This window comes from Synechococcus sp. RS9909, from assembly GCF_014279595.1.
Classification (GTDB): Bacteria; Cyanobacteriota; Cyanobacteriia; order PCC-6307; family Cyanobiaceae; genus Synechococcus_C.
Genome location: NZ_CP047943.1, coordinates 2,135,595 through 2,161,885, shown reverse-complemented (window position 1 = coordinate 2,161,885; position 26,291 = coordinate 2,135,595). Strand labels below are relative to the sequence as shown.

The window sequence follows — 26,291 nt, the reverse complement described above, 5'->3', positions numbered from 1 at the left end:
ATCGAGAACAGGCCCCAGTCTGGGTGTTCAGATCTGGCTGGCCAGTCGCTCACTCCAATAGATCACGGCTCCCTGGGCTTCGAGCTCGTGCCGCCTGTGGCGTGCTTGCGCGATCGGCACGGTCTCCTCGAGACGTCGCCCGGCATGAAGCCAGCGAATCAGAACCACTTGAGTCTCCAGAGACTTGACGTAAGAACCTTAAGCGATCCTGAAGCCCCCGCCCCGCTTCATGAACAGCCGCACACATCCCGCAATCTTCCGTTACAGTCGGTTTTGGCAGGGCATCCCTGCCCTTCCGTAACTGCTCTTCGGAGTTTTCTTTCCCGTTCTCATGACCACCACCATTCAGCAGCGCTCCGGCGCCAATGGCTGGCAGTCCTTCTGTGAGTGGGTCACCTCCACCAACAACCGCCTCTATGTGGGTTGGTTCGGTGTGCTGATGATCCCCACCCTGCTGGCTGCCACCACCTGCTTCATCGTTGCCTTCATCGCAGCGCCTCCCGTCGACATCGACGGCATCCGTGAGCCCGTCGCCGGCTCCCTGATCTACGGCAACAACATCATCTCCGGTGCTGTTGTGCCCTCCTCCAACGCCATCGGCCTGCACTTCTATCCCATCTGGGAAGCGGCCTCCCTCGATGAGTGGCTCTACAACGGCGGTCCTTACCAGCTGGTTGTGTTCCACTTCCTGATCGGCATCTTCTGCTACATGGGCCGCGAGTGGGAACTCTCCTACCGCCTCGGCATGCGCCCCTGGATCTGCGTTGCTTACAGCGCTCCTGTGGCTGCTGCCTCCGCCGTGTTCCTGGTGTACCCCTTCGGTCAGGGCTCCTTCTCCGACGGCATGCCCCTCGGCATCTCCGGCACCTTCAACTTCATGCTGGTGTTCCAGGCTGAGCACAACATCCTGATGCACCCCTTCCACATGCTGGGTGTGGCCGGTGTGTTCGGTGGTTCCCTGTTCTCCGCCATGCACGGTTCCCTGGTGACCTCCTCCCTGGTGCGTGAAACCACCGAGAGCGAGTCCCAGAACTACGGCTACAAGTTCGGCCAAGAGGAAGAGACCTACAACATCGTGGCTGCCCACGGTTACTTCGGTCGCCTGATCTTCCAATACGCCTCCTTCAACAACAGCCGCAGCCTTCACTTCTTCCTGGCTGCCTGGCCTGTGGTCGGCATCTGGTTCACTGCCCTGGGCGTCAGCACCATGGCCTTCAACCTGAACGGTTTCAACTTCAACCAGTCCATCCTTGATGGTCAGGGCCGCGTCCTGAACACCTGGGCTGATGTGCTGAACCGCGCCAACCTCGGCATGGAAGTGATGCACGAGCGCAACGCTCACAACTTCCCCCTCGACCTGGCTGCTGCTGAGTCCACCCCCGTGGCTCTGCAGGCTCCCGCCATCGGTTGATCTGAAGTCAAAACGTTCCTTAGCGAACAATAACGATTCAGGTCAACTGAATCGGAAAGCCCTCACCGCAAGGTGGGGGCTTTTTGTTGGATTCTTCCCCTCTGTTGGATCTTCAATTGTTCTGCTGTGGCTCTGGCGGTGCAGCCGGCAGTGGTGGCGGCGAAAGCAACGGTGGGAACGTTGGTGGGATGGATTGCAACACGCTGTCTTCAGCAACCGTGCTGGGATTGGGTGCTTCTTCCGGGCCCACCACATCCACCGCGGTGCGTTGCACCACCAGCTGGAAGCGATAGAGCTGACGCCGGTTGATTTCGTCCTGAACCGCCGACACCTGTTTGAAAGTTGGCAGAGTCGGATCTGTCACCCGTACGAGCGCACGAATGACCGGCGGGTTTGGATCCCAGTCAATCTCCAGTGTCTCCAGCTCCACTTCCTTGCCCTCGCCGAAGGTCACGGTTTGGCGTTTGAGAAAGGTCTCGATCGTGAGTTGCACCGTTTCGCGGGTGCTTTCCCGCCTGGCATTGCGCAGCAGCCCAAGGAAGCTGGTTCCCAGGGGGATCAAGAGCAAGCCGGTGAGGGCAAAGTTGGCCACGCTCAGGTGACTGCGACGTAGTTGTTGCCTCAGGAGTGGATCCTTCCAGGCCATCAAGACCACGCCACCGGTGAGCACACCCAGCAGGTTGGTGGCAAAGAGCAAGCCAGCCCCGGTCGCCAGTGCCCATTGCTGATGTGCCAGGAGCAGCCCCATCACGCACACCGGAGGCACAAGAGCCACCGCGATCGCTGTACCCGCGAGGGAGCTCACCGCATCCCTGCTGAGATTGGCGTAAGTGGCCAGCGCACCGGCCACCAGGGCAATCCCCAGATTGAGCAGGTTGGGCGATGTGCGCGCCATCACCTCACTGCCGAACCGGGGCAGGCCGGCCACCGTGCCGAGAAGCGCGGCCAACACCAGGGTGGTGCCAGCGCCCAGCAGGAGGGTCCGTAGCGCTCGGACCAGGAGCGGAACGTCGCCCAGCAGCACCGCAAAGGCGCCGGCTCGTAGGGGTTTGATCCAGGGAGCCACCACCATGGCCCCGATCACCACATCGGCGCTGTTGGCCAGAAGGCCCAGCGTGGCAATCAGGCTGGCGCCGATGGAAAGGACGACAAAGGCCTCATTCAGGGCCGCATCACGCTGATTCCCCCGGCTGAGACGATCCAGTCGGGGCGGTTCACTGCTGCGCATTCCACAAAGGGAAGGTCAGCAATCAGTTTGGGCTGGTGGTGGCGGGAAGCCGATGACGTGACTTGAACACGCGACCCACGCTTTACGAAAGCGTTGCTCTACCAGCTGAGCTACATCGGCACTTGGAGGAACTTAACATTCAGCATTGCGTGAACAGTCCCTTGGGCGATCAGAAGGGCAAAGGCACACTGGACCCGGTGCTCCGGCAGCGCTTGCTCCAGGAATCACGCACTCCCTGGCGGGGGCTCCGTCGGCTCCTCTGGCTCGCCCTCTTCGGCTCCGCTGGTCTGGGGAGCGCTGTCATGGCCCTGCGCCTCAGCAGCGGCAACGACGTTCCGCTCGGAGATCTCGGCATCCAACTCGGGGCTCTTGTTCTCTTCGCCGGATTGCTCTGGTTCGACCGCTCCCGCCTCGACTGAGTCCCACTCCAGCGCTGACAGCCGCAACACGCTCAGTCCGGGAGAGATCCTGGAGCGCATCAGTGCAGCGGTGTCGAGGGGCGTGATCGCGTCGACGCTTTCGGCGGACCGACTGAGGAACCAGATGCTCTGGATCAGTTGATGCCAGTGCCACACGAGCAAAGCCAGGAGCGGCAGGGCGACCAGCAGACAGGTGAGGCGAGCGCTGCCATGGAGTGGAGAGAGGGTCTCCACCAGCAGGGCATCCCGATCGAGCCACCAGAACAGGGGCAACAGGGTCAGCACACCGACCGCGCCGCCGAACCGAACCAGGGCATGGTCTTGGAGGCTGCTCAGTTGCCGTTGCTCCGTCGTGCGGCCTTCGAGCGGCAGTCGCACCAGCAGCAGGGAGCCCCAGTCGGCGGGTTGGCGCCATAGCAGCAAGCCTGGTGCCAGGGCGGCCAAGCCCCAGCAGAGCAAACGCTCCAGAGCCGGAACGGGGCCGAGATCGGATCCGGCCAGAACCAGGCGCAGAAGGAGCAGCTCCAGAGGAATCGCACCGATGGCGAGAAGCTGAAGCCAGAGCAGGGGCTCGCGGCGTGGACTCACGGGTGGCTGGGGGCGAGGGGTCAGGTGCTGAGCTTTCTGCGCTGGGTCACCATCTTGAAGCCCTCAATCCGGTCGCCTTCCTGCCAGTTCGCGAAGCGATCGCAGCCCACACCACACTCGAAGCCGGTGGCCACCTCCTTAACGTCGTCCTTGTTGCGACGCAATGAGTCGAGATCGCCCGCAAACACGATCTCCTTGCCGCGATGCACCCGCACTTTGCAGTTGCGTTGCAACTTGCCGTTGGTGACGTAGCAACCAGCCACGGCACTCTTGCCGATTGTGAACACGGCCCGAACCTCGGCTTCGCCAAGAGATTCCTCGACCATTTCCGGCTCCAGCAGGCCTTCCATCGCCATCTGGATGTCTTCCAGCAGCTTGTAGATCACGTCGTAGTCGCGGACGTCCACACCGGTGGCGTCTGCGGCCCGTTTGGCGCCCGAGGCCATCGAGGTGTTGAAGCCCACGATCACGGCACCGGAGGCGGCGGCCAGATCCACATCGGTCTCGGTGATCTCACCCGGTGCCGAGAGCAGCACGCGCACCTGCACCTCGTCCTTGGGCAATTGCTCGAGGGAGCCGAGGATCGCCTCCACGCTGCCCTGAACATCCGCTTTGAGGATGAGGTTGAGTTCCTTGAGCTCCCCTTCGCTGGCCTGGCCAGACATGGCCGCCAACGACACACGGCGCGAGGCCATCTGCTGGGCCAGGCGGGTGGCGCGGGCATCGGAAGCCCGATCACCCACCACAGCCCGGGCGGATTTCTCATCGGGGTAGACCTCGAATTCATCGCCGGCCGTAGGCACTTCGCTGAAACCGAGCGCTTCGACCGCGCAGGAAGGTCCGGCTGCCTTGAGACGGGCACCGGCATCATCGACCATGGCGCGCACTTTGCCGAGCACAGGCCCCGCCGCCACCACGTCGCCGGTGCGCAGGGTGCCGTTCTGAATCAGCAATGTGGCCACAGGGCCCTTGGCCTTGTCGAGGTGGGCTTCGATCACGGTGCCCTTCGCCAGGCGGTCGGGGTTGGCCTGCAGGTCTTCCACCTCGGTGACCAGCAGGATCATCTCCAGCAGTTTGTCGATGTTCTCGCCCTTGATCGCACTCACGGGCACCATCACCACATCGCCACCCCATTCCTCGGCGAGCAGGTTCTGATCCGAGAGCTCCTGTTTGACCCGGTCGGGTGAGGCCCCTTCCTTGTCGATCTTGTTGATCGCCACCACGATCGGCACCTCAGCGGCCCGGGCATGGCTGATCGCTTCCAGGGTCTGGGGGCGGACACCGTCATCGGCCGCCACCACCAGCACGGCCACGTCGGTCACCTTGGTGCCGCGGGCGCGCATGGCGGTGAAGGCTTCGTGGCCCGGTGTGTCGAGGAAGGTGATGCGGCGTGGTTCGCCGCTGTGCTCGATCTCCACCTGGTAAGCACCGATGTGCTGGGTGATGCCACCGGCCTCGCCGGCCGCCACGCGCGCTTTGCGGATCGCATCGAGGAGGCTGGTCTTGCCGTGGTCGACGTGTCCCATGACCGTGACCACGGGAGGCCTGCGGATCAGGTGGGCCAGATCCTCCTCTTCGATCATCTCCACAGTCTTTTTGGCCGCTTCCTCGACGTCGTCCTGAAGTACAGGCACGCCGAATTCCTCCGCCACCGTCTCGATCGTCGGCATGTCGAGGGTCTGGGTGACCGTGGCGATGATGCCTTTAAAGAAGAGGGATTTGATGATTTCGGAACTTTCGACACTGAGCATGTCGGCCAGTTCCTGCACCGTGAGGTTGTCTTCCGGAATGATCAGCATCTCCGGCCGCACCTGTTTGGCTTCGCGGGCGGCGCGCAGTTCCATGGCCCGACGCCGTTGCCGTTGACGGGTGGTTTCCTTGCGGCGCTTGCGCATGGCGGCCACCGGTTTGGGTGTGGCCTTCTGCTGGGAGCGTGGTTTGGCAGGGCGGGCCAGGCTCGCCGACAGCACCATCGCCTGCTGCTCGCCGGCGTAACCACCGGTTTCGGCCGTGAGTGCATCATCGTTTTCCCCGATGATGTGCACTTTTTGCCGCTGTTTCTGGGGGGAGCGACTGCGCAGCGCTTCCAACTTGGCGCTGTCATCCCAATCGGGTCGTCCGGGGCGACGTTGACCGCCGGCTCCAGGGCCGGGGCGGTAACCAGGGCGACGGGGAGGTGCGGTCGGTGAGGGGGCATTCGGCCGGTTCACCGGCGGCACGGCCTTGCCTGCCTCGCCTCCCTGGCCGCGGGGGGCGACTGCAGTGCCGTCCGGACGGCGCGGTGGTGGTGCCCCAGGGCGACCGGACGGTTTCTGCAGCTGCATGAGCTCGCCCGGAGCCACGGGCTTCCGCATGCCACCGGGGGAACCGGGCCTCAGCGGTGCCGAGGGACGGCCGCCGGCATTGCCGTCTCTGCCGCTAGCACCGCTGCCGCCAGGGCCATCCCTGCGGATCGGTTTGCCCACCAGCTCCAGACCACCACCGGAACGGGGTTGGCCCGGTCGCCCGGCATTGGGGCGGGCGCCACCGCGAGGGGACGTCGGCCGCTGCGGCGCCCCTGGCCGTTGCGGTGCACCCGGTCGTTGCGGCGCTCCCGGCCTCTGGGGCATCGCTGGGCGCTGGTTCTGGGCCGAAGGAGCCACGGGCCGGGGGCTGACACCCGGGCGCTGCCCCTGGGGGCGAGCCGGGGCGCCCGCCGCTGGCTTGTTGGATTGGGGACGACCCACCAGCTCTGGTTTGGCAGGACGCTGGGGTGCCGGGGCGGTGCGTTTCACCGGTGCTGGCGCACTCGGTCGACCGGCGCCGCCGCCTTTGGCCTGCACCGGTCTTGGGCTGGGCGCGGCCGGACGTGGGGCGGGTGGCTGGGGCTTCGGACTGGCAGCAGCCGGACGGGCCGGCGCAGGCGCTGGAGCTGCCGGTTTGGCCTGGGGCTGGCGGACCACAGGCTTTTGGGGCAGCGGTTGCTGGGCGACAGGCTTCTGGGGAGCGGGTTTTTGCGGTGCAGGCTTCTGAGGTGACGCCGGTTGGCGTGAGCCCTCCGGTTGACTCGCTGCGGCTGGCTCGGCCGGTCGGGTTGGCCGGGAGGAGGGAGCCTCCGCCTTGCGCACGGAGAGGATGGCTTTGCCGGCAGTGGGCTTGCTCGGAGCAGCTGCAGCGGCCTGGCCACCCTGCCTCAACAGATTGCGGATCTTTGTGGCCTCCCCGTCGCTGATGGAGCTGCTGTGGCTCTTGGCCGCAATGGACAGCTTTTCAGCGGCATCAAGCACGTCCTTGTTGTCCAGGCCAAGGTCCTTGGACAGCTCATAAATTCTGACTTTGCCGCTGCTGGTCATTCAGGTCTCCGGTCGGTCCGGGCACGGTGTGCCTCGGGGCTCCACCCAGGTGGGGCCAATGGTCATCTTGCCTCAGCGGCTGTGCCCTGATGAAGGGAGAGCCGCTCCTGCAGCACCTCAACAACGTTGTCGGGCACCTGGCAACGCAGGGCCTTCTGCAAACGTTTGCGTCGGCGCGCCTCCTCCAGACAGGTCTCCTTAGGACAGAGATAAGCCGATCGGCCCATCCCAACATCGAGGAGAACCCCATCCCGGTGGTCGCGGATCACGCGCCAGAGCTGGCGGCGATCCAGCAATTGACGACAGGCTACGCAGCGACGCAGGACGGGGCGAGGAGTCTTCACCGGGTTCCGTCCTCGTTGTTTTCCCCATCGGCCTGGACGTTGTCAGCAGGCTCCTCTGCCACTGCCTCGGTCTCGTCTTCACCATAATCTTCGGCGTCTTCCGGCAGGGGATAGAGCTCCCGCAGACGGGCATCCTCCTCGGCCCGGGCTGCCTGCTCCGCTGCGAGTCGCTCCTCCGCTTGCCGCTGCAGGGCTTCCTCTTCCTGCCGCTGGGAGATCAATTCCGCCACCACCGCATCTTCCGCGGTCTGGTCGTATTCGGCGGCGTTCTTGATATCGATTTTCCAACCGGTCAATCGCGCTGCCAGTCGCACGTTCTGGCCCTCGCGGCCGATCGCCAGGCTCAGCTGATCGGGTGGCACCAGCACGTGGGCGTGTTGTCCTTCGGGGTCGACGAGACGCACCACATCGACGCGGGCCGGGCTGAGGGAATTGGCGATGTACTGCCCGGGGTCGGCTGACCAGCGGATCACGTCAATTTTCTCGCCCCGCAGCTCGTTCACCACCTGCTGAATGCGCGAACCCCGCGCGCCGATGCAGGCACCCACCGGATCCACCTCCCGTTCGATGCTGTCGACAGCCACTTTCGTGCGCGGCCCGACAGATCGGGAGGGCGGATTGGCTTCCCGTGCCACAGCCACGATCCGCACGGAACCTTCCTGAATCTCGGGTACTTCGTTTTCAAACAGGTACACCACCAGACCCGCATTGGCCCGGCTGACGAACAGTTGGGGACCCCGGCGTGGCACTTCACTCACTTCCTTCAGGAAGACCTTGAAGGTGGCATTGGCCCGGTAGTTGTCGTTGGGCAGCTGATCGCGCCGCGGCAGTTCAGCCTCCACCTCCGGTCGTCCCAGCCCGGAGCTGACCGCCATGATCACCGACTGGCGCTCGAAGCGAATCACCCGTGCCGTGAGCACGGGATCCTCCAGGTCTGCGAATTCCTCCTGAATCATCCGGCGCTGTTGATCGCGCAGTTTCTGGGCCAGCACCTGTTTGGTGGTGGCAGCGGCCATGCGACCGAAGTCTTCCTTTTCCGGTGTGACATCCAGCACCACGGTGTCGCCCACCTGGGCGTCATCGGCGACTTGCATCACTTCGGCAAGGGCGATCTGGTGGTCGTCGCTTTCCACCTCCTCCACGATGATTTTGCTGGCGAGCACCCGATACCCCTCCTCCTCCAGATCGAGGGCGACATCGAAATTGCTGAAGTATTCCTCGTCGAAGGGGTCGTCGCTAATCCCGAGATACAGGGTGCGGCGGTATCGCTCATAGCCTTTGAGCAAGGCTTCCCGCAGAGCCGCTTCCACCACCTGGGGAGGCAGTTTTTTTTCTTCGCTGATGTCATCGATCAGGTTGCTGAGGCCGGGAAGGAGAACGAGTGCCATCGGTGCGGATCAGTGGAAAGGGGTGGGGAGGGTCGAGAGTGCTGCTGGTTCAGCCCGACGGACTGGTGAGCTGGACGGCGATCACCGCCTGACGGGAGATCCGTTTGATGCGGCCCCGAACATTCAGATGGATGTGCTCATCGGTGCGTTCGAGCAGGGAACCCTGCTGCCGTTGCTCCCCGCCTTCGTCATCGCGATAGATCACTTCGATGGGATAGCTGCGAAACGTCCGGAAGTCCCGATCGGTCTGGAGCTGATCTCCGATGCCGGGGCTGCTGATTTCCAGAACATACGCCTCGATGGGCAGGGCGGCGTTGTCGATCGCGTCGCCCATGGGAGCACTCAGCCGGGCGCAGTCATCCAGGCTGACGTCATCACCGTTGGAGCGGCGGATCTGAATCTGCAGCGTCATCGGCTGCAGGTGCGTCATCACTTGCACATCGGCCAGCTCGAAACCGTGGGCCTGAGCCGTGGAGGCTGCCACGGCGGTGAGATCCGGCAGAAGTGGATGGGGCAAGGCAGACGGGGAAGGTGTCTCGGGCGCAGGCCCGATGGTGGATGCAGGGATCACCCTCCCGGAGAGAGGAACTCACCAGGCCTGGATCGAATGTAGGCGATGGCCGTTCGGGTGGATCAGCCTTCCGCCTCCAGTCGTTCCACCACCACGTCCACCGGAATCTGGCTGGAAAAGCGGCAGGCACAGGTCTCGCTGGCGTTCAGGGTGCCGTGCTCCCAGTATTTGTTGCTGCCATTGCCGCCTCCACAGAAGCCGAAGTACTCGCAGCTGTCACGGCAACGCTGCATGCCAGAGCGCATGTCGTGCCACAACGTCTGAAAGGTTGCAGCGTTGGTCGCCGCCTCAAGCGAGACGGTGTCGATGTTGCCGAGGTTGAACAGCCCATAGCGTTCTGTTTGAACAGACAGCAGTTCAGGGTCAAAGGTTGAGAAAGCGCCCGATGCATCCACGCTGAGGATGGCGTAGGGCCGATTCATTTCATTCTGAGTCAAACGTTGCTCTCCCTGAAGCAGACCAAGAATCTGGTCAAACTCGCGCAGATGGATCGGAAATCCATCGCGACGGTTGTAGTTCCAGAAACAGGTCAGAAAGTGTCGGTATTGCTCTTCTCGATCGCGCCCTTGCATGGACGAATGGGTGTGGACGCCCTCCTGCTCTTCCACGTTGAAGCCAAGCTGATGAATGCCATGATCGCGGAAGAAGGTATACATCCGTTCCGGCTCCTTCATAGCGGCGCTGGTGATCACAGCAATGGCATGGAAGGGCACGCCTTGCTCTTGAAGTGTGCGAATTCCTTGCATGGTGAGGGCATGGGAGCCCTGTTGATTGCGAAATCGACGATGGGCGTCGTGAATGTCCTCGGGACCATCGAGGCTGACCCCCACGATGATCTGGTTGCGTTGAAAGCAGTCGCACCACTCGCGATTGATCAGCGTGGCATTGGTTTGCACATGTTGTTCGATCCTCACCCCTTGTGCTCGCAGATCAGCCGTGTGGAGCTTCAGAAGTCGTGACGCTTCGTCGTAATAGGAGGGCGGGAGGGTCAGTGGTTCACCGGCGTGCCAGAGAATCGAAAGCTCCGGCCCCCAATAGGGGCTTTCGTAGATGCGTTGCAGCAGCGTGGGGAGCTTGTTGAGATCGAAGAGATGGCGTTTCTGTCGATCCGGGAGATAGCAGTAGTCGCAGTCGAGATTGCAGAGTGATGTGGCCTGGATCACCAGGAGGCCGATCGGCCCGCAGTCGGACGTCTGCAGGTTGGCTTGTTCGACCTGGTGAGGCATGGCCGTTGGCATCGTTCCCATCATCAGCTCACACCCACAGGCCGCCACAGTCCCTGCTTAGGGAGATTTCTCTGGTCTGTCCACAACGGTGGAGGGATCACCCCGCCGCTTGGTTGCCCAGATCAATCGCCGGTAGGTCCTCGTAGCGGTCTCCAGGCTTTTCTTCGCCGCGCAGCATGGGGTCCTGATTGATGCAACGTCCTTTCTGTTCAGCGGAGGTGAGGTACTGGCAGACGCGTGCCCAGAGTTTGCTGCGGCTGCCGCTGGGCCCCCGGCTGAACAGCACCTGATCCGGGAGTCCAGGCTGGCGGTCGATCTCCACCTGGCAGAGCTCGCAGCGGAGACGGGTGCTGGAGGGGTCGGGCATGGCTGTGCTCTTGCTCGCTCAGCAAGCTAAACCGAATGATGGGCGCTTGCTCGCGGGCAGCGCGACGAGGCCTTTCTGAGAATGGCCTGAATGCTGGCTGAGGCGCCGCAAAGTGTTGGCAGAAACTTTTATTGGAGATGTGGCAATCCTCCTCTCTGAAGGATGAAGATAGGAACAGATGAATCGCCTTGTGATGTCTCTTTCGCTGGGAGGCCGTGACGTCAGTGTCAATCCCTCTGGAAGCGATCTGCACGGGTTTGACCCTTTGCGCGACCGTTTGGATTTCGGTGAGATCTCCGTGCACGGTTTGATCCTGGGCAAGCTCCCTGATGGCTCGGCTGTGATCGTGAACCCTTGGCAGGACGCTGATTATCAGAGGATCCTGGATGAGGCGGGTCAGCCGATTCGATGGGATCAGTTGTCTTTGGAGAACATCGCTCCGGTTGGTAATGAGCATCTGCGCGAGGACATTGGTGGCGTGCTCTCCTGGGAATTGGGGGTTGGTCCTGGGAATACATGGCCCAATCCGGAGCGCACTGTGTATGTGCGCTCCCATGAGTTCGGTGTGCAGGAGCGGGTGGAGGGTTTTGATCCCTCCAGGGATCAGTTGAATTTTCTCTATCTCGGCACACGAGAGCGTCTTTCGGCGGTTGACACCGCGGATGGCTTGTTGATTTCCGTGCAGCCATCGGGTCAGAGTGTTCTCCTGGTCGGCGTGGAAAGCACGGACCTTGTCGGGCGGAATCTCGTGTTCCACTTTGATCAGATCGAGGAAGACAATCTCGAGGCTGTGTTCGGTTTTGAAGCCGCCGACCTCAGCCTTGCCGATCGCACAATTCTTCTCACACCAGAGGCTGTCGGTGCTGCGAGCACCGATGGTTCCCAGACCCGTCTCGGCACCGATACAACGTCGCAGGTTGCTCTCGGGCTGTCGCCATCGGAACCCATGGATCACAACGCCATGCACCACAACGCCATGGATCACAGCGCCATGGACCACAGCGGTATGGACCCCGCAGATCCGCTGAGCGTGTCGGTGGGGGGCACTCTCTACTGGGGCGGGATGAGCGGCCGACTCACGATCACCAACACGGGCGATCAGGCGGTGGAGGACTGGTCGATCAGTTTCATCACCCCGCATCGTGCATTCCAGAGCTGGGCCGGGGATGCCCAGGTTGAGGCACTGGCGGATGGAACGTACCGCGTGACCCTGACGCCAGCGTCCTGGAACAGCAGCATCGCCGCCGGTGCGAGCATCGAGGTGAGTTTCAACGCGGAGAGCGAGGGCCTGCCGACGAGTGGAGCCCTCACGGATGCGTTGTTCTTTGCCGGTGAGGCTCCGCCAGTGCCGGAACAATCGGAGCCCGAGGCTCCGCCGGTGGCAGTCACGCCAGAACTGCCGGTGCCAGAACAGCCGGATCCCGGCTCAGAAGATCCGCTCGAGGCCGAGACACCGGATGCCCCGAGCCCAGAGCTCCCGAGCTCGAAGCCGATGACTGATCAGGGTCAGCGGGTGGTGGCCTACTTCGAGGAATGGGGGATTTATGCCCGCGATTTCCTGGTGCAGGACATCAAGGCTGAACAGTTGACCCACCTCAACTACAGTTTCTTTGATGTCAAGGCCAATGGTGACATTAATCTCTTTGATGTCTGGGCGGCCACCGATAAACGCTTCTCGGTTGATGAGCAGGTGAATCGCACCTTCACGGCTTCCGAGTGGTCGGCTTTGCCAGAGAGTCGCCTGCAGGCCTATCGCGACAGTGGCGATTTTCAGGTCAGCACCAACGCTGATGGCTCGGTGTCAGTGCGTGGAGTGCCGGTGGGCTGGGACAGCTCCACCGCATTGGCTGGCAATTTGCGTCAGTTGGATCTGTTGAAGCAGCTGAATCCAAGCCTCAATCTCGGCCTTGCCCTTGGCGGCTGGACCTTGTCGGATGAATTCAGCCTCGCGCTGGATGATGCCGCTGGGCGGGAGCAGTTCACCGACAATGTGATTCTGACATTGGAGAAGTATGATTTCTTTAATACCGTTGATTTTGACTGGGAGTATCCCGGCGGTGGTGGGCTGGCTGGCAATGCTGCCAGCGCTGAGGATGGCGCCAACTTTGCGCTGACGCTGTCTCTCTTGCGTCAGAAACTTGATGCGCTCGAGCAGCGTAGTGGCGAGAGCTATTCCATTTCAATTGCGACCGCCGGTGGAGCAGACAAGCTGGCCAATCTCAATTTGCCGGGAATCGATCCTTCCGTTGATTTCTACAATGTGATGGCATACGACTTCCATGGTGGTTGGGAGTCGCTGACCGGTCATCAAGCGGCCATGACCAACGACCCCGGTGGTTATGACGTGCTGACGGCTGTGGAGCAATTCCGCTCCAATGGTGTGGATCTCAGCAAGGTGGTGCTTGGCGCTCCTGCCTACACCCGCGCCTGGGGCGGTGTGGACCCGGGAGATCGGTACGGACTCGGTGAGAGCGGTGCCGCTCGGATGGCTCCGGGATCCTTCGAGGCCGGGAGCTACGACCAGAAGGATCTGCTCACCGGCATTGAGGATGGCTCCTATGACCTGATCTGGGACGACGACGCCAAAGCGGCCTTCGCTTACAACGAACAGACCGGGGTCTGGAGTTCAGTCGAAACGGCGGCCACCATCGCCGGCAAAGCGGCCTATGTCGAAGCCCAGGGCCTGGGGGGGCTGATGTTCTGGGCTCTTTCCAATGACAGCAGTGGTGATGACAGTCTGCTTGCAGCCGCATCCGATCTGCTGCGCGCCGGTGTGGCGCCCGAGGACGTGCTGAATCGGGGGGTGTCCTTTGACGCGGTGCTCGGTGGCGATGGTCAATTCGGACTCAGTGACTTCACGTCCCTGGTCTGAGCGCCATTGGTAGGGTCCGCTCGTTTCGCTCGGCCCGCTGTGATCACGCCGTTACCGTTCGACCTGCAGATTCCGCTCACAGGCCTGGGGCTGGCCCTGGCTCTCTGGATTGGCATCGACCTACTGGCAGGGCGTTTCGCGTCAGGCTCGCTCCGCCGCAACCTGCTGCTCTCCAGTCGGCTCAGTGTGAGTGTCACCTGCATCCTGGCGGCGTTGGGTTGGTGGGTCGGCACCTTGCTCGACCCTGAAATCATTGACCTTCCCCGTGATGGGCTCGAGAGCCGTGCCTTCTTCGCGGTGGTCGGCGTCTCCTGGACGCTTCTGCGTTGGAAAACGGAGATCGGCCGTCAACCTGATCGTTATGGTGAACACCTGCTGCCCGGGATGCAGCCCAGGGATCGAATCTTTTTATTGGATGTGTTCGGCAAGCTGCTGCTCAGTCTTGCGGTTCTGATCCTGGTTCTGCAGGTGATGCGCATCCTTGGCATTTCAGCGGCCGTGTTGATCACGGCTGGTGGTTTTGGTGCCGCTGCCATCGGCTTCGGTGCCCAGAGCATCATTTCCAACTCCCTCAGCGGCCTTGGTCTCTATGTCAATCGTCCCTTTGTGGTGGGAGATTTCATCGATCTGCCCTCTGATGGGCTGTCGGGAACGGTGGAAAATATCAGCTGGTTTTACACCCGTCTTCGTTCTGTTGATCGCCAACCACTGTTTGTGCCCAATGCGATCTTCAGTGCCAAGCCAGTGATCAACATCAGTGAAATTGATCACCGCAGGATCTGGATTGAATTTGGTCTGAATTACGCTGATCGTGAGAAGATCCAAGCCCTCACGGCTGAATTGGAGGCATGGCTCCAAGCGGATGTCGATGTGGATCCGGTCCGCACCCTGGCCGTTAATTTCATCGGATACGGCGATTCCAGTCTCAATCTCCGCTTGGTCTGTCACGCCAAGGGGGCCAGCCTGGCGGAGGCCTGGGCCCTGCAGCAGAAAGTGTTGCTGGAAATCGGGGCAGCCGTCGAACGCTGTGGCGCCTCGATGCCGTTCCCAACCCGCACCCTGCTCCAGGGCTGATCGCCAGGGTGGCTCACCAGTTCAGGATCACGCCGCCGCCGCCATTGCCCCAGCCGATTCCTCCGTTCCCCCAGCCGCCATTCCGGAAGCCGCCATTGCCCCAGCCGCCGTTGCGCCAACCATTGCCCCAGCCATTCCCCCAGCGCCGGCCGCCGCCGTTGCCCCAACCCCTGCCGCCACCGTTGCCCCAGTAACGCGCCAGGGTTGTTGTGTTGGCATCACCGAGCCCGGGTTTGCTGATCGGGAGCCTGCGGATGCGCTGCTCCAGGGGATTGGTCCAGTCGGGCTGGCTGAACACTCCGGAGCCTGCGGCAGGCTGCTGCCAGACCGCGCTGGCTGCCATCAACGTGCAGAAGCTGAGAAGGGTGACTTTGTTCATGGCTGAGGCGGGTGGTGGATGGAAGGAAACGACAAAATGACGCGAGCCAAGCATTGTTCAGCTCGAGCCAGGCTCAAGGGGTTGGCTGGAATTCAGCCGCCGTTGACAGCACCATCCGGTAGTAGTGACCGATCTGCCTGTCGGTGAGACCGATGGCGCTGCCTTGGCCGATCCAGGCGTTGATCTCCTTGCGCGCTTCCGGGTTGCCATCCACGTAGGCCTGCAGCAAGCGACCAATGGCGATGTTGCTGGTGTCGAGCAGGGACGAGGACGATTCGCCCACGATGCAGCCGATCGCCGCCCTGGCGTAGGGCACGGCCGGCACAATCACGTCATTCGGGGCAGCCTCGTTCTGGTTGGCCCGTAACCAGAGGCTGTCGCCGGCTAGCAGTTTCACATCGCCCTTCTTCAGGGCTTTGAGGGCCTCGGCCGGAGTGGCGAAACTCTGGAAGCTGGCGTTCTCAACGTTGTTGGCCAGAACGGAGGCCGCCACGCTGTTGGCGACCACACCGATGGTCTGGCCTTCCAGGCTTTGCGGGGTGCCATCGATCGTGGTCGGGGCCAGCAGGCGGATGCCGCTGGAGGCGAAGGGGAGCGTGTAATCGAACTGTTTCTGCCGTTCCCAGGAGAAGCCCACACCGCAGGCAATGTCGGCTTTGCCGCTGCGGATCATCTCCAGACCACTCTCCACATCGGCGGCGTTGGCGGTGGTCAAGGTCACCGCGGCCTGGCCTTCGCCTTGTTCCGCATTCAGCTGGTCGCGGATCGCCTCCAGCACCACGAAGCTGAGTCCGTCGAAGCCCGTGTCGGTCTTGCGGACCATCGGCAGCTCATCGCCAATCACCACGGCGCGCAGCTGACCACTCGGAGCCGCGTCTGGATTGGTGGACGTGGTTGGGGTCGTGTCGTTGGCCTTGGGTTTCTGGCAGGCCACGAGGAGGGTGCTGCCCATGGCGAGCAAGGTGAGGAGTGGGCGGCGGAGCAAGGCCATGAAGCCCGTGGGCTGACAACCCTCAATGGATAGGCACTCCCGGTGATTTCGTCCACGCTCACCCGGCCCCTAGCGTGGGGTTTCCCGTGTTTGCCGTTGACGATGGGGTGGTTGCTTCGGTTGGTGGCTCTGTGGCTGGTGCTGCTGCTCTGGACCGGCAGCCCCTCGGCTGCTGTGGCTGCGGCGGTGGATGCGCCCCATAGCTTCGTGGCGGAGGCCGTGCGGCAGGTGGCTCCGGCTGTGGTGCGGATCGATACCGAGCGCCGCGTCCAGCGTCAGCCCTACGACCCCACCCTGATCGACCCCCTGCTGCGCGATCTTCTTGGCGAACCGGGGATGGGTCCGGAACGGGAGCGGGGCCAGGGATCGGGCGTGGTGATTGACGCCAAGGGGTTGATCCTCACGAATGCCCACGTGGTGGAGCGCGCCGACCTCGTCACCGTGACGCTTCCCGATGGGGAGCAACGGGATGGCCGGGTGATCGGCACGGATCCGGTCACGGATCTGGCTCTTGTGCGGCTGCCCTCAGGTGATCGACCGGTGGCGGCCCATCTCGGCGATTCCGAAGCCCTGCAGGTGGGCGACTGGGCGATTGCCTTGGGCACCCCCTATGGCCTCGAAAGGACCGTCACGCTCGGAATTGTCAGCAGTTTGCATCGCAATATCAGCAGCCTTGGCTTTTCCGATAAGCGTCTCGATCTGATCCAGACCGACGCCGCGATCAACCCGGGCAATTCCGGTGGCCCGCTGGTGAATGCGGCGGGCGAGGTGATCGGCATCAACACCCTGGTGCGTTCTGGCCCCGGGGCCGGTCTCGGCTTCGCCATTCCGATCAATCTCGCCCGGCGCGTGGTGGATCAACTGGTGGCCGATGGTCAGGTCGTACACCCGTATCTCGGTCTTCAGCTGGTGCCCCTCACCGCCCGGGTGGCGCGGGAGCACAACCGGGATCCCAATGCGCTGGTGCAGCTGCCGGAGCGTTCCGGTGCCCTGGTGCAGACCGTGCTTCCCGATAGTCCGGCGCAGCGGGCGGGACTCCGGCGCGGTGATCTGGTGGTCGCGGCGGCACAGCACCCTGTGAGTGATCCCCAGACCCTGCTTCAGGAGGTGGATCAGGCGCAGATCGGCGAGCCGCTGCCCCTGGAGGTGCTCCGCAACGGCGAGTCGTTGCAACTCTCAGTGCGACCGGAACCGCTTCCGGGCCTGGGCTGAAACCCTTGCTACGGTCTCGCCAGTTTCCGCTCGACGCCGGTGGATCTTCAGACTCAGATGAAGCAGGCCGTGGCCGCCGCCGCCGTGGATGCGATCCAGGACGGCATGGTGCTCGGCCTGGGATCCGGTTCCACGGCCGCACTGATGATCCAGGGTCTTGGCGCCAAGCTGGCCGCCGGTGAGCTGCGCGACATCGTCGGTGTCACCACGTCGTTTCAAGGCGAGGTGTTGGCGGCTGAGCTGGGAATCCCGCTGCGCAGTCTCAATGCGGTGGAGCGCATCGACCTGGCCATCGACGGAGCCGATGAAGTGGACCCGGCGTTTCAACTGATCAAGGGCGGCGGTGCCTGCCACGTGCAGGAGAAACTGGTTGCCGCTCGCGCCGAGCGTTTCATCGTTGTGGTGGATGCCACCAAATTGGTGGACCGCCTCAACCTGGGCTTTCTGCTGCCCGTGGAGGTGCTCCCGGGAGCCTGGAGGCAGGTTCAGGCGCGTCTCGCCAGCCTGGGTGGGGCGGCAGAGCTGCGGATGGCCACCCGCAAAGCCGGTCCCGTGGTGACGGATCAGGGGAATCTGGTGCTGGATGTGCGCTTCGGCGAAGGCATTGCTGACCCCCGCGCTCTGGAGCAGACGATCAACAACATTCCCGGCGTGCTCGAGAACGGTTTGTTTGTGGATCTGGCCGATGAGGTGCTGGTCGGTGAGGTCACCGATGGGGTGGCCGGCGTCCGCCGGCTCGAGCGGCAAGGCTGAGGATCGGCTTCAGCTCAGCCGCCGCTGGACCGAATCGGCATGGCTGTGGAGGCCTTCACTGCGGGCGAGTTCGATCACGGCACCGCCGGTCGCCTCCAGGGCGGCTTGGTTGAAGGCAATGATCGAGGTGTGCCGCATGAAGGTCTCCACGCTCAAGGCCCCACTGAACCGGGCTGTGCCGCAGGTCGGCAGGGTGTGGTTGGGGCCGGCCAGGTAATCCCCAACAGCTTCTGGTGACCAGGGGCCGATGAAGATCGCCCCGGCTGTCTGGATGCGATCAGCCAGCGCTTCCGGGCGTTCCACCAGCAGTTCCAGGTGCTCCGGTGCGAACCGATCGCTGAGGCTTGCGCAGGTCTCGAGAGTGTCGCAGACCACGGCCAGACCCCAGTCTGCGAGCGACTGACGACAGATTGCCGCCCGGGGGTGGTCGCTGAGTTGCCGTTCGAGTTCCGCTGGCAGGGCTGCCACCAGGTCGGCTTCCGTGGTCAGCAGAATGGCGGCGGCGAGGGGATCATGTTCCGCCTGCGCCAGGAGGTCTGCGGCCACATGGTCGAGCCTGGCGGTGTGATCGGCAATGATCAGCACTTCGCTGGGGCCTGCGAGGGAATCGATTCCCACCTGGCCCACCACAGCTTTCTTGGCGAGGGTCACGTAGAGGTTGCCCGGCCCGGTGATCACATCCACCCGGGGCAGGGTTTCGGTGCCGAAGGCCAGGGCGGCGATGGCCTGGGCGCCTCCCACCCGCACAACCTCATGCACACCGGCGAGGTGAGCCGCCGCAAGCACCACCGGATTGACCTCGCCGCTTCGGTTCGCCGGCGTCGCCATGACAAGTCGTTCCACGCCTGCCGTGCGCGCCGGAACGGCATTCATCAACACCGTGCTGGGGTACGCGGCTCGCCCACCGGGCACATACAGTCCGGCCCGTTGCACCGGTCGCCAGCGTCGTCCCAGCCGCTCACCGTGCACCCCTTCAAAGGCGAGGTCCTGGGGTTTCTGCCGGGCGTGAAAGTCCTGGATGCGGCGATGGGCCAGTTCGAGGGCGTCACGCAGGTTGGCGGGCGTGGCCCCCCAGGCCTGCGCGAGTTCTGCCGCCTCCAGGCGCAGCGGTTCCGGCTTGAAACCATCCAGTTGCTGGGTGAGTTCCACGAGGGCACGGTCCCCATCGCGACGCACCCGCTCAAGAATGGAGTCCACGGTGGCCTGCGCGGCCTGTTGGGCCTCGCCTCCGGTGCGCGCCGCCAGGCGGTCCAGCTCCGCGGCGGCTTCGCCAGCCTCGCTGAGGCAGCGCAGGGTGACCATGGAGGGAGCCTGGCTGCTCGTTCGAGTCATCGGCGCTGAACGCAGGGGAACGCAATCGGTTCAAGCTAGAACCTGCCTCGTCTGGCCTGAGGGTGTCGCGCCTGAAGCGAGCACCTCGCTGGGCTATGGTCGTTGATTGTCAAGCCTTATTCCGCCTCTGTGGCCAATAACAAGTCGTCCAAGAAGCGCGTTCAGATCGCCGAGCGCAACCGCCTGCGCAACAAGTCGTATAAATCGGCGCTGCGCACCTTGATGAAGCGCTGCTTTACGGCCTGCTCCGACTACGACGCCACTGCAGGCGAGGAGGCGAAGGCCACGGTTCAGGCCAGCATGAATGCGGCCTTCAGCAAAATCGATAAAGCTGTGAAGTGCGGCGTTCTCCATCGCAACAACGGCGCTCACCAGAAGTCGCGCCTCAGCTCGGCGGTGAGGAAAGCGATCGAGCCCACCAGCGCAGGCTGACCGGGCTGGGCTGTTCCCTCAACGCCTCATCGTTGTCGTCACAATGGATCGGAAGGCGCGTTTCCGGTCCTTGTGACGACTCCCACCCTGATTGACAGTCACTGTCACATCGTTTTTCGAAATTTTGACCAGGACCTCGACGAGGTTGCCCAGCGCTGGCGGGACGCGGGTGTGGTGTCGCTGTTGCACGCCTGTGTCGAACCCAGTGAGATTCCTGCGATTCGCGCCCTTGCCGACCGGTTTCCCGAACTCCGCTATTCCGTTGGTGTCCATCCGCTCGACACGGAGCACTGGACCGATGGCACCGCAGCCCTGCTTCGCCGTGCTGCCCTGGAGGATGCTCGAGTGGTGGCCATCGGTGAGCTTGGCCTTGATCTGTATCGGGAGACAAACCTCAACCAACAGCTCGCCGTTCTCAGACCCCAGCTCGATCTAGCGGTGGAGCTGAATCTGCCGGTGATCATCCACTGCCGCGATGCCGCCGAGCCGATGCTGCGCGAACTGCGGGAACGCCGTGATCGTGCCGCCTGTCCCCGGGGGGTGATGCATTGCTGGGGCGGAACTCCGGAAGAGATGGAGGCGTTTCTCGAACTCGGTTTTGACATCAGCTTCAGTGGCACGGTCACCTTCCCCAAGGCAGAAGCCACCCATGCCTGTGCCTGTCAGGTGCCGGAGGATCGGTTTCTGGTAGAGACCGATTGCCCCTTCCTGGCGCCCGTGCCTCGGCGCGGCAAGCGCAATGAGCCGGCCTTCGTTGCGTCCGTGGCGGCGCGGGTGGCCGAACTACGGGGCCAGTCTTTCGAGGAGGTGGCCAGGATCAGCAGCGCCAATGCCCGCCGTCTGTTCGGCCTTCCCTGACCTGGATGGCACGGACTGCGGAAGTGTAAGATGATTTATTGGCCTGGCCAAAGCGCGTTTTCTGTGCTGAGGCTCCCGAGGCGTTTATTCCCTTCCGGTGCATTGACGACGTCAGCCGTTCGCCCCCGAGATCTCTGAGACCCCTGCGCGCGGCAGTGTCTTCCCCACCAGGAAGGCTGCCGCCGCTTTGATGTCTCGGTGTGTCCTGGATCGTCCGGCTGTCCGTTCAGGCCTTCTGTTCCCCTTCACTCACTGCAGGTCTCCGCATGAGCAGCAGCGCGATTCAGGTCGCCAAGACCGCCACCTACCTGCCCGATCTGGTGGAGGTGCAGCGGGCCAGCTTTAAGTGGTTCCTGGAAAAAGGTCTGATTGAGGAGCTGGAGAGTTTTTCTCCGATCACCGATTACACGGGTAAGCTCGAGCTTCATTTCGTTGGTAGCGAGTACCGGCTGAAGCGTCCCCGCCACGATGTGGAGGAGGCGAAGCGACGCGATGCAACGTTCGCGTCTCAGATGTATGTGACCTGCCGTCTGGTCAACAAGGAGACCGGGGAGATCAAGGAGCAGGAAGTGTTCATCGGCGAGCTGCCGCTGATGACCGAGCGGGGCACCTTCATCATCAATGGTGCTGAGCGCGTGATCGTCAATCAGATCGTGCGTAGCCCCGGTGTTTATTTCAAGGATGAGCAGGATAAAAACGGTCGTCGCACCTACAACGCCAGTGTGATCCCCAACCGGGGTGCCTGGCTCAAATTCGAGACCGATAAAAACGATCTGTTGCATGTGCGCGTTGATAAAACGCGCAAGATCAATGCCCATGTGCTCATGCGTGCCATGGGGTTGTCCGACAATGATGTTGTCGACAAGCTGCGCCATCCTGAGTACTATCGCAAGTCGATCGAGGCGGCGAATGATGAGGGCATCAGCTCGGAAGATCAGGCCCTGCTTGAGCTTTATAAGAAATTGCGTCCGGGTGAGCCTCCCTCGGTGAGTGGGGGGCAACAGCTTCTCCAGACCCGCTTTTTTGACCCCAAACGCTACGACCTTGGTCGGGTGGGTCGCTACAAGATCAATAAAAAGCTGCGTCTCACCATCCCTGATACGGTGCGCACCCTCACCCACGAGGATGTGCTCTCCACCCTGGATTATCTGATCAACCTCGAGCTGGATGTGGGTGGCGCCAGCCTGGATGACATCGACCACCTGGGCAACCGCCGGGTGCGATCGGTGGGTGAATTGCTCCAGAACCAGGTGCGCGTTGGCCTGAATCGCCTGGAGCGGATCATCAAGGAGCGGATGACCGTGGGTGAAACCGATTCGCTCACTCCCGCCCAGCTCGTGAACCCCAAGCCCTTGGTGGCGGCGATCAAGGAGTTCTTCGGCTCCAGCCAGCTGAGCCAGTTCATGGACCAGACCAATCCCCTGGCCGAGCTCACCCACAAGCGCCGGATTTCGGCCCTTGGCCCAGGCGGCCTCACCCGTGAGCGCGCCGGTTTTGCCGTTCGGGATATCCATCCCTCCCACTACGGTCGCCTCTGCCCGATTGAGACGCCGGAAGGCCCTAACGCGGGATTGATTAATTCACTCGCCACCCACGCACGAGTGAATGAGTACGGATTTATCGAAACCCCGTTCTGGAAAGTCGACAACGGTCGTGTGCTCAAGCAGGGTGATCCGATCTATCTCTCTGCGGATCTGGAAGATGAGTGTCGGGTCGCTCCCGGTGACGTCGCCACCGACGCGGAGGGACAGATCCTGGCGGATCTGATTCCTGTGCGGTATCGCCAGGACTTTGAAAAAGTGCCGCCGGAGCAGGTGGATTACGTGCAGCTCTCGCCTGTGCAGGTGATTTCTGTGGCGACCTCCCTGATTCCTTTCCTGGAGCATGACGACGCCAACCGTGCCCTGATGGGCTCCAACATGCAGCGCCAGGCTGTGCCCCTGCTGCGTCCCGAGCGTCCATTGGTGGGCACCGGTCTTGAGACCCAGGTGGCCCGCGACTCCGGCATGGTGCCGATCTCACGCGTCAACGGCACCGTCACCTTTGTCGATGCCACGGCCATCGTTGTGCGTGACGAGGAAGGTGTGGATCACACCCATTTCCTTCAGAAGTATCAACGTTCCAACCAAGACACCTGTCTCAACCAGCGCCCGATTGTGCGCCAGGGCGATCCGGTGATCGTGGGTCAGGTGCTGGCCGATGGCTCCGCCTGTGAAGGTGGCGAAATTGCCCTGGGCCAAAACGTGCTGATCGCTTACATGCCTTGGGAGGGTTACAACTACGAGGACGCGATTCTGGTGAGTGAGCGTCTGGTGAATGAGGATCTCTACACCTCAGTGCATATTGAGAAGTATGAGATCGAGGCTCGGCAGACCAAGCTCGGACCTGAAGAGATCACCCGTGAAATCCCCAATGTTGCCGAGGAGAGCCTCGGCAACCTGGACGAGATGGGCATCATTCGCATCGGCGCTTTCGTTGAAAGTGGCGACATTCTGGTGGGCAAGGTGACGCCGAAAGGGGAGTCGGATCAGCCGCCGGAAGAGAAATTGCTGCGCGCGATCTTCGGTGAAAAAGCCCGCGACGTCCGCGACAATTCCCTTCGTGTTCCCAGCACGGAACGAGGCCGCGTCGTTGACGTGCGCATCTACACCCGTGAGCAGGGCGATGAACTGCCGCCTGGCGCCAACATGGTCGTGCGGGTCTATGTGGCGCAGCGCCGCAAGATCCAGGTGGGCGACAAGATGGCCGGACGCCACGGCAACAAGGGCATCATCAGCCGCATCCTTCCTCGGGAGGACATGCCTTACCTGCCCGATGGCACCCCGGTGGACATTGTTCTCAATCCCCTCGGTGTGCCGAGCCGCATGAATGTGGGTCAGGTGTTTGAGCTGTTGATGGGATGGGCCGCCTCCAACCTCGATTGCCGCGTCAAGGTGGTGCCCTTCGATGAGATGTATGGGGATGAGAAGTCGCAGCAGACCGTGGAGGCTTTCTTGAAGGAGGCTGCGAGCCAGCCCGGCAAAGACTGGATCTACAACCCGGATGACCCCGGCAAGCTGCTGCTCCGTGACGGCCGCACCGGTGAGCCCTTTGATCAGCCTGTTGCCGTGGGGTATTCCCACTTCCTCAAGCTGGTGCACCTGGTGGATGACAAGATCCACGCCCGCTCCACTGGCCCCTACTCCCTGGTCACCCAGCAGCCCCTCGGTGGTAAGGCCCAACAGGGTGGTCAGCGCCTCGGTGAGATGGAGGTGTGGGCGCTCGAGGCCTACGGCGCTGCCTACACCCTGCAGGAACTGCTCACGGTCAAATCCGATGACATGCAGGGCCGCAACGAGGCGCTCAACGCCATCGTCAAGGGCAAGCCGATCCCCCGTCCTGGGACTCCGGAATCCTTCAAGGTGCTGATGCGAGAGCTGCAGTCCCTCGGTCTTGATATCGCGGTCTTCACCGATGAAGGCAAGGAAGTGGATCTGATGCAAGACGTGAATCCTCGTCGCAGCACCCCCAGTCGTCCCACCTACGAATCACTCGGGGTTGCGGATTACGACGAAGACTGACGGATCCGATGTTCACACCGACAGACCGCTCCTTCTCCCTTAACCGCCCATGACCAACAGCAACCTCCGCACCGAAAACCACTTCGATTACGTCAAGATCACGCTCGCATCCCCCGATCGGGTGATGGAGTGGGGTCAGCGCACCTTGCCCAATGGCCAGGTGGTGGGTGAGGTCACCAAACCCGAAACAATCAACTACCGCACCCTCAAGCCCGAAATGGACGGGCTGTTCTGCGAAAAGATTTTTGGTCCTTCCAAAGACTGGGAATGCCATTGCGGCAAGTACAAGCGGGTGCGCCACCGCGGCATCGTCTGTGAACGCTGCGGCGTGGAGGTCACCGAGAGCCGGGTGCGTCGTCACCGCATGGGCTTCATCAAGCTCGCGGCTCCTGTGTCTCACGTGTGGTACCTGAAGGGGATCCCGAGCTACGTGGCGATCCTGCTCGACATGCCCCTGCGGGATGTGGAGCAGATCGTGTATTTCAACTGCTATGTGGTGCTCGATCCCGGTGATCACAAGGATCTCAAATACAAGCAGCTGCTCACGGAAGACGAGTGGCTTGAGATCGAAGACGAGATCTACGCCGAGGATTCTGAGATTGAGAACGAGCCCGTTGTGGGCATCGGTGCTGAGGCTCTCAAGCAGCTGCTCGAAGACCTCGAGCTCGAGGCCGTCGCTGAGCAGCTGCGCGAGGAGATCGCCGGCAGCAAGGGCCAGAAGCGGGCCAAGTTGATCAAACGCCTGCGGGTGATCGACAACTTCATCGCCACCAATGCCCGTCCAGAATGGATGGTGCTGGATGTGATTCCGGTGATTCCGCCCGATCTGCGCCCGATGGTGCAACTCGATGGTGGCCGTTTCGCCACCTCCGATCTCAATGATCTTTATCGTCGGGTCATCAACCGCAACAATCGCCTGGCGCGTCTCCAGGAGATTCTTGCTCCTGAGATCATTGTTCGCAACGAAAAGCGGATGTTGCAGGAAGCTGTTGATGCCCTGATTGACAATGGGCGTCGAGGTCGCACTGTCGTTGGTGCCAATAATCGACCCCTCAAATCTCTCAGCGACATTATTGAGGGCAAGCAGGGACGCTTCCGTCAGAACCTGCTCGGTAAACGGGTCGACTACTCCGGTCGTTCTGTGATTGTGGTGGGTCCGAAGTTAAAGATGCATCAGTGCGGTCTTCCCAAGGAAATGGCCATCGAACTGTTCCAGCCGTTCGTGATCCATCGCCTGATCCGCCAGAACATCGTCAACAACATCAAAGCGGCAAAGAAGTTGATTCAGCGTGCCGATGACGAGGTGATGCAGGTGCTGCAGGAGGTGATCGATGGGCATCCAATCCTGCTCAACCGCGCGCCGACACTGCACCGTCTGGGGATTCAGGCTTTTGAGCCCAAGCTGGTCGACGGACGAGCCATTCAGCTCCACCCCCTCGTCTGTCCTGCCTTCAACGCCGACTTCGACGGTGACCAGATGGCCGTGCATGTTCCTCTGGCGATCGAGGCCCAGACCGAGGCGCGCATGCTCATGCTCGCCAGTAACAACATTCTGTCTCCGGCAACGGGTGATCCGATTATCACGCCGTCGCAGGACATGGTGCTTGGCGCCTACTACCTGACGGCGTTACAGCCCGATCAAAAGCCTGTGGAGTTCGGCGATCGCTCCCGCACCTACGCTGGACTTGAAGATGTGATTCATGCCTTTGAAGACAAGCGCATCGGTTTGCACGACTGGGTCTGGGTCCGCTTCAACGGTGAAGTGGAGGACGATGACGAGCGTGAAGAGCCCATCCAGAGCGAAACCCTCAGCGATGGCACACGCTTTGAACAGTGGAGTTTCCGTCGCGATCGTTTTGATGAAGACGGTGCCTTGATTAGTCGTTACATCCTCACAACCGTCGGCCGTGTGGTGATGAATCACACGATCATCGACGCGGTGGCGGCCACCTGA

Annotated in this window: 21 protein-coding genes, 1 tRNA gene and 1 pseudogene; 10 read left to right on the top strand and 13 right to left on the bottom strand. The window is 62.3% G+C overall.

The window, feature by feature from the left end:
• Nucleotides 1-27: 27 nt before the first annotated feature.
• The gene (locus SynRS9909_RS11470; protein ID WP_007101575.1) at nt 28-168 is read right to left on the bottom strand and encodes a hypothetical protein; all 141 of its coding nucleotides are present in this window, start codon (nt 166-168) and stop codon (nt 28-30) included.
• A 163-nt stretch (nt 169-331) separates the two neighbouring features.
• Between SynRS9909_RS11470 and psbA the strand changes: the two genes are divergently transcribed.
• Entirely contained in the window at nt 332-1,411 is a 1,080-nt protein-coding gene (gene psbA / locus SynRS9909_RS11465; protein WP_007100687.1) for a photosystem II q(b) protein, read from the top strand.
• A gap of 112 nt (nt 1,412-1,523) precedes the next feature.
• Here psbA and SynRS9909_RS11460 read toward each other — a convergent pair whose 3' ends face one another.
• Together SynRS9909_RS11460 and SynRS9909_RS11455 are read right to left on the bottom strand one after the other, a co-directional pair.
• Complete coding sequence (locus tag SynRS9909_RS11460; protein WP_007101576.1) at nt 1,524-2,639, bottom strand: DUF389 domain-containing protein; 1,116 nt, start codon at nt 2,637-2,639, stop codon at nt 1,524-1,526.
• A gap of 47 nt (nt 2,640-2,686) precedes the next feature.
• Nucleotides 2,687-2,759 (bottom strand) — tRNA-Thr (locus SynRS9909_RS11455).
• Nucleotides 2,760-2,788: 29 nt separating this feature from the next.
• On the opposite strand from SynRS9909_RS11455, the gene SynRS9909_RS11450 reads away from it, so the two are divergent.
• Nucleotides 2,789-3,058, top strand: coding sequence for a DUF3493 domain-containing protein (locus SynRS9909_RS11450; protein WP_370587903.1), 270 nt, complete (start codon nt 2,789-2,791; stop codon nt 3,056-3,058).
• A gap of 30 nt (nt 3,059-3,088) precedes the next feature.
• On the opposite strand, the pseudogene SynRS9909_RS14075 reads toward SynRS9909_RS11450, so the two are convergent.
• The 7 genes and pseudogenes from SynRS9909_RS14075 to SynRS9909_RS11420 form a co-directional block, all read right to left on the bottom strand.
• Nucleotides 3,089-3,646 (bottom strand): annotated as a pseudogene (locus SynRS9909_RS14075) (low-complexity tail membrane protein); the annotation flags it as partial.
• A 20-nt stretch (nt 3,647-3,666) separates the two neighbouring features.
• Nucleotides 3,667-6,978, bottom strand: coding sequence for a translation initiation factor IF-2 (gene infB, locus SynRS9909_RS11445; RefSeq protein ID WP_007101578.1), 3,312 nt, complete (start codon nt 6,976-6,978; stop codon nt 3,667-3,669).
• Nucleotides 6,979-7,040: 62 nt separating this feature from the next.
• Complete coding sequence (locus tag SynRS9909_RS11440) at nt 7,041-7,322, bottom strand: YlxR family protein (protein ID WP_038001092.1); 282 nt, start codon at nt 7,320-7,322, stop codon at nt 7,041-7,043.
• Complete coding sequence (nusA, locus tag SynRS9909_RS11435) at nt 7,319-8,710, bottom strand: transcription termination factor NusA (protein WP_007101580.1); 1,392 nt, start codon at nt 8,708-8,710, stop codon at nt 7,319-7,321. Before nusA ends, SynRS9909_RS11440 begins: the two co-directional genes overlap by 4 nt.
• 49 nt (nt 8,711-8,759) lie before the next feature.
• Nucleotides 8,760-9,227, bottom strand: coding sequence for a ribosome maturation factor RimP (rimP, locus tag SynRS9909_RS11430; RefSeq protein WP_007101581.1), 468 nt, complete (start codon nt 9,225-9,227; stop codon nt 8,760-8,762).
• A gap of 116 nt (nt 9,228-9,343) precedes the next feature.
• Nucleotides 9,344-10,507 carry a cyclophane-forming radical SAM/SPASM peptide maturase GrrM/OscB gene (gene grrM / locus SynRS9909_RS11425; protein WP_050752489.1) on the bottom strand — a complete coding sequence of 388 codons (1,164 nt, stop codon included), beginning with the start codon at nt 10,505-10,507 and terminating at the stop codon, nt 9,344-9,346.
• Nucleotides 10,508-10,604: 97 nt separating this feature from the next.
• On the bottom strand, nt 10,605-10,874 hold the full coding sequence (locus tag SynRS9909_RS11420; RefSeq protein WP_007101583.1) for a hypothetical protein: 270 nt from the start codon (nt 10,872-10,874) through the stop codon (nt 10,605-10,607).
• A gap of 193 nt (nt 10,875-11,067) precedes the next feature.
• Here SynRS9909_RS11420 and SynRS9909_RS11415 point away from each other — a divergent pair, with 193 nt between their 5' ends.
• Together SynRS9909_RS11415 and SynRS9909_RS11410 are read left to right on the top strand one after the other, a co-directional pair.
• Nucleotides 11,068-13,746 (top strand): glycosyl hydrolase family 18 protein, encoded by a 2,679-nt coding sequence (locus tag SynRS9909_RS11415; protein ID WP_255479151.1) that lies wholly within the window; start codon nt 11,068-11,070, stop codon nt 13,744-13,746.
• Nucleotides 13,747-13,785: 39 nt separating this feature from the next.
• Complete coding sequence (locus SynRS9909_RS11410; protein ID WP_007101585.1) at nt 13,786-14,820, top strand: mechanosensitive ion channel family protein; 1,035 nt, start codon at nt 13,786-13,788, stop codon at nt 14,818-14,820.
• 13 nt (nt 14,821-14,833) lie between these two features.
• Here SynRS9909_RS11410 and grrA read toward each other — a convergent pair whose 3' ends face one another.
• Together grrA and grrP are read right to left on the bottom strand one after the other, a co-directional pair.
• Nucleotides 14,834-15,199, bottom strand: a complete 366-nt coding sequence (gene grrA / locus SynRS9909_RS11405) for a GrrA/OscA1 family cyclophane-containing rSAM-modified RiPP (protein ID WP_007101586.1) — start codon at nt 15,197-15,199, stop codon at nt 14,834-14,836.
• Nucleotides 15,200-15,272: 73 nt separating this feature from the next.
• Complete coding sequence (gene grrP / locus SynRS9909_RS11400) at nt 15,273-16,190, bottom strand: extracellular substrate binding-like orphan protein GrrP (protein WP_007101587.1); 918 nt, start codon at nt 16,188-16,190, stop codon at nt 15,273-15,275.
• A 102-nt stretch (nt 16,191-16,292) separates the two neighbouring features.
• On the opposite strand from grrP, the gene SynRS9909_RS11395 reads away from it, so the two are divergent.
• Both SynRS9909_RS11395 and rpiA read left to right on the top strand, forming a co-directional pair.
• Nucleotides 16,293-17,402 carry a trypsin-like peptidase domain-containing protein gene (locus SynRS9909_RS11395; protein WP_083774479.1) on the top strand — a complete coding sequence of 370 codons (1,110 nt, stop codon included), beginning with the start codon at nt 16,293-16,295 and terminating at the stop codon, nt 17,400-17,402.
• Nucleotides 17,403-17,459: 57 nt separating this feature from the next.
• Nucleotides 17,460-18,155 carry a ribose-5-phosphate isomerase RpiA gene (gene rpiA / locus SynRS9909_RS11390; RefSeq protein ID WP_007101589.1) on the top strand — a complete coding sequence of 232 codons (696 nt, stop codon included), beginning with the start codon at nt 17,460-17,462 and terminating at the stop codon, nt 18,153-18,155.
• A 9-nt stretch (nt 18,156-18,164) separates the two neighbouring features.
• Here rpiA and hisD read toward each other — a convergent pair whose 3' ends face one another.
• Nucleotides 18,165-19,457 (bottom strand): histidinol dehydrogenase, encoded by a 1,293-nt coding sequence (gene hisD, locus SynRS9909_RS11385; RefSeq protein ID WP_007101590.1) that lies wholly within the window; start codon nt 19,455-19,457, stop codon nt 18,165-18,167.
• Nucleotides 19,458-19,616: 159 nt separating this feature from the next.
• Here hisD and rpsT point away from each other — a divergent pair, with 159 nt between their 5' ends.
• The 4 genes from rpsT (at nt 19,617) to SynRS9909_RS11365 (ending at nt 26,291) form a co-directional block, all read left to right on the top strand.
• Entirely contained in the window at nt 19,617-19,919 is a 303-nt protein-coding gene (rpsT, locus tag SynRS9909_RS11380; RefSeq protein ID WP_038001097.1) for a 30S ribosomal protein S20, read from the top strand.
• Nucleotides 19,920-19,991: 72 nt separating this feature from the next.
• Entirely contained in the window at nt 19,992-20,777 is a 786-nt protein-coding gene (locus tag SynRS9909_RS11375; protein ID WP_007101592.1) for a TatD family hydrolase, read from the top strand.
• A gap of 266 nt (nt 20,778-21,043) precedes the next feature.
• Nucleotides 21,044-24,337 (top strand): DNA-directed RNA polymerase subunit beta, encoded by a 3,294-nt coding sequence (rpoB, locus tag SynRS9909_RS11370; protein ID WP_007101593.1) that lies wholly within the window; start codon nt 21,044-21,046, stop codon nt 24,335-24,337.
• A gap of 49 nt (nt 24,338-24,386) precedes the next feature.
• Nucleotides 24,387-26,291 (top strand): DNA-directed RNA polymerase subunit gamma, encoded by a 1,905-nt coding sequence (locus tag SynRS9909_RS11365; RefSeq protein WP_007101594.1) that lies wholly within the window; start codon nt 24,387-24,389, stop codon nt 26,289-26,291.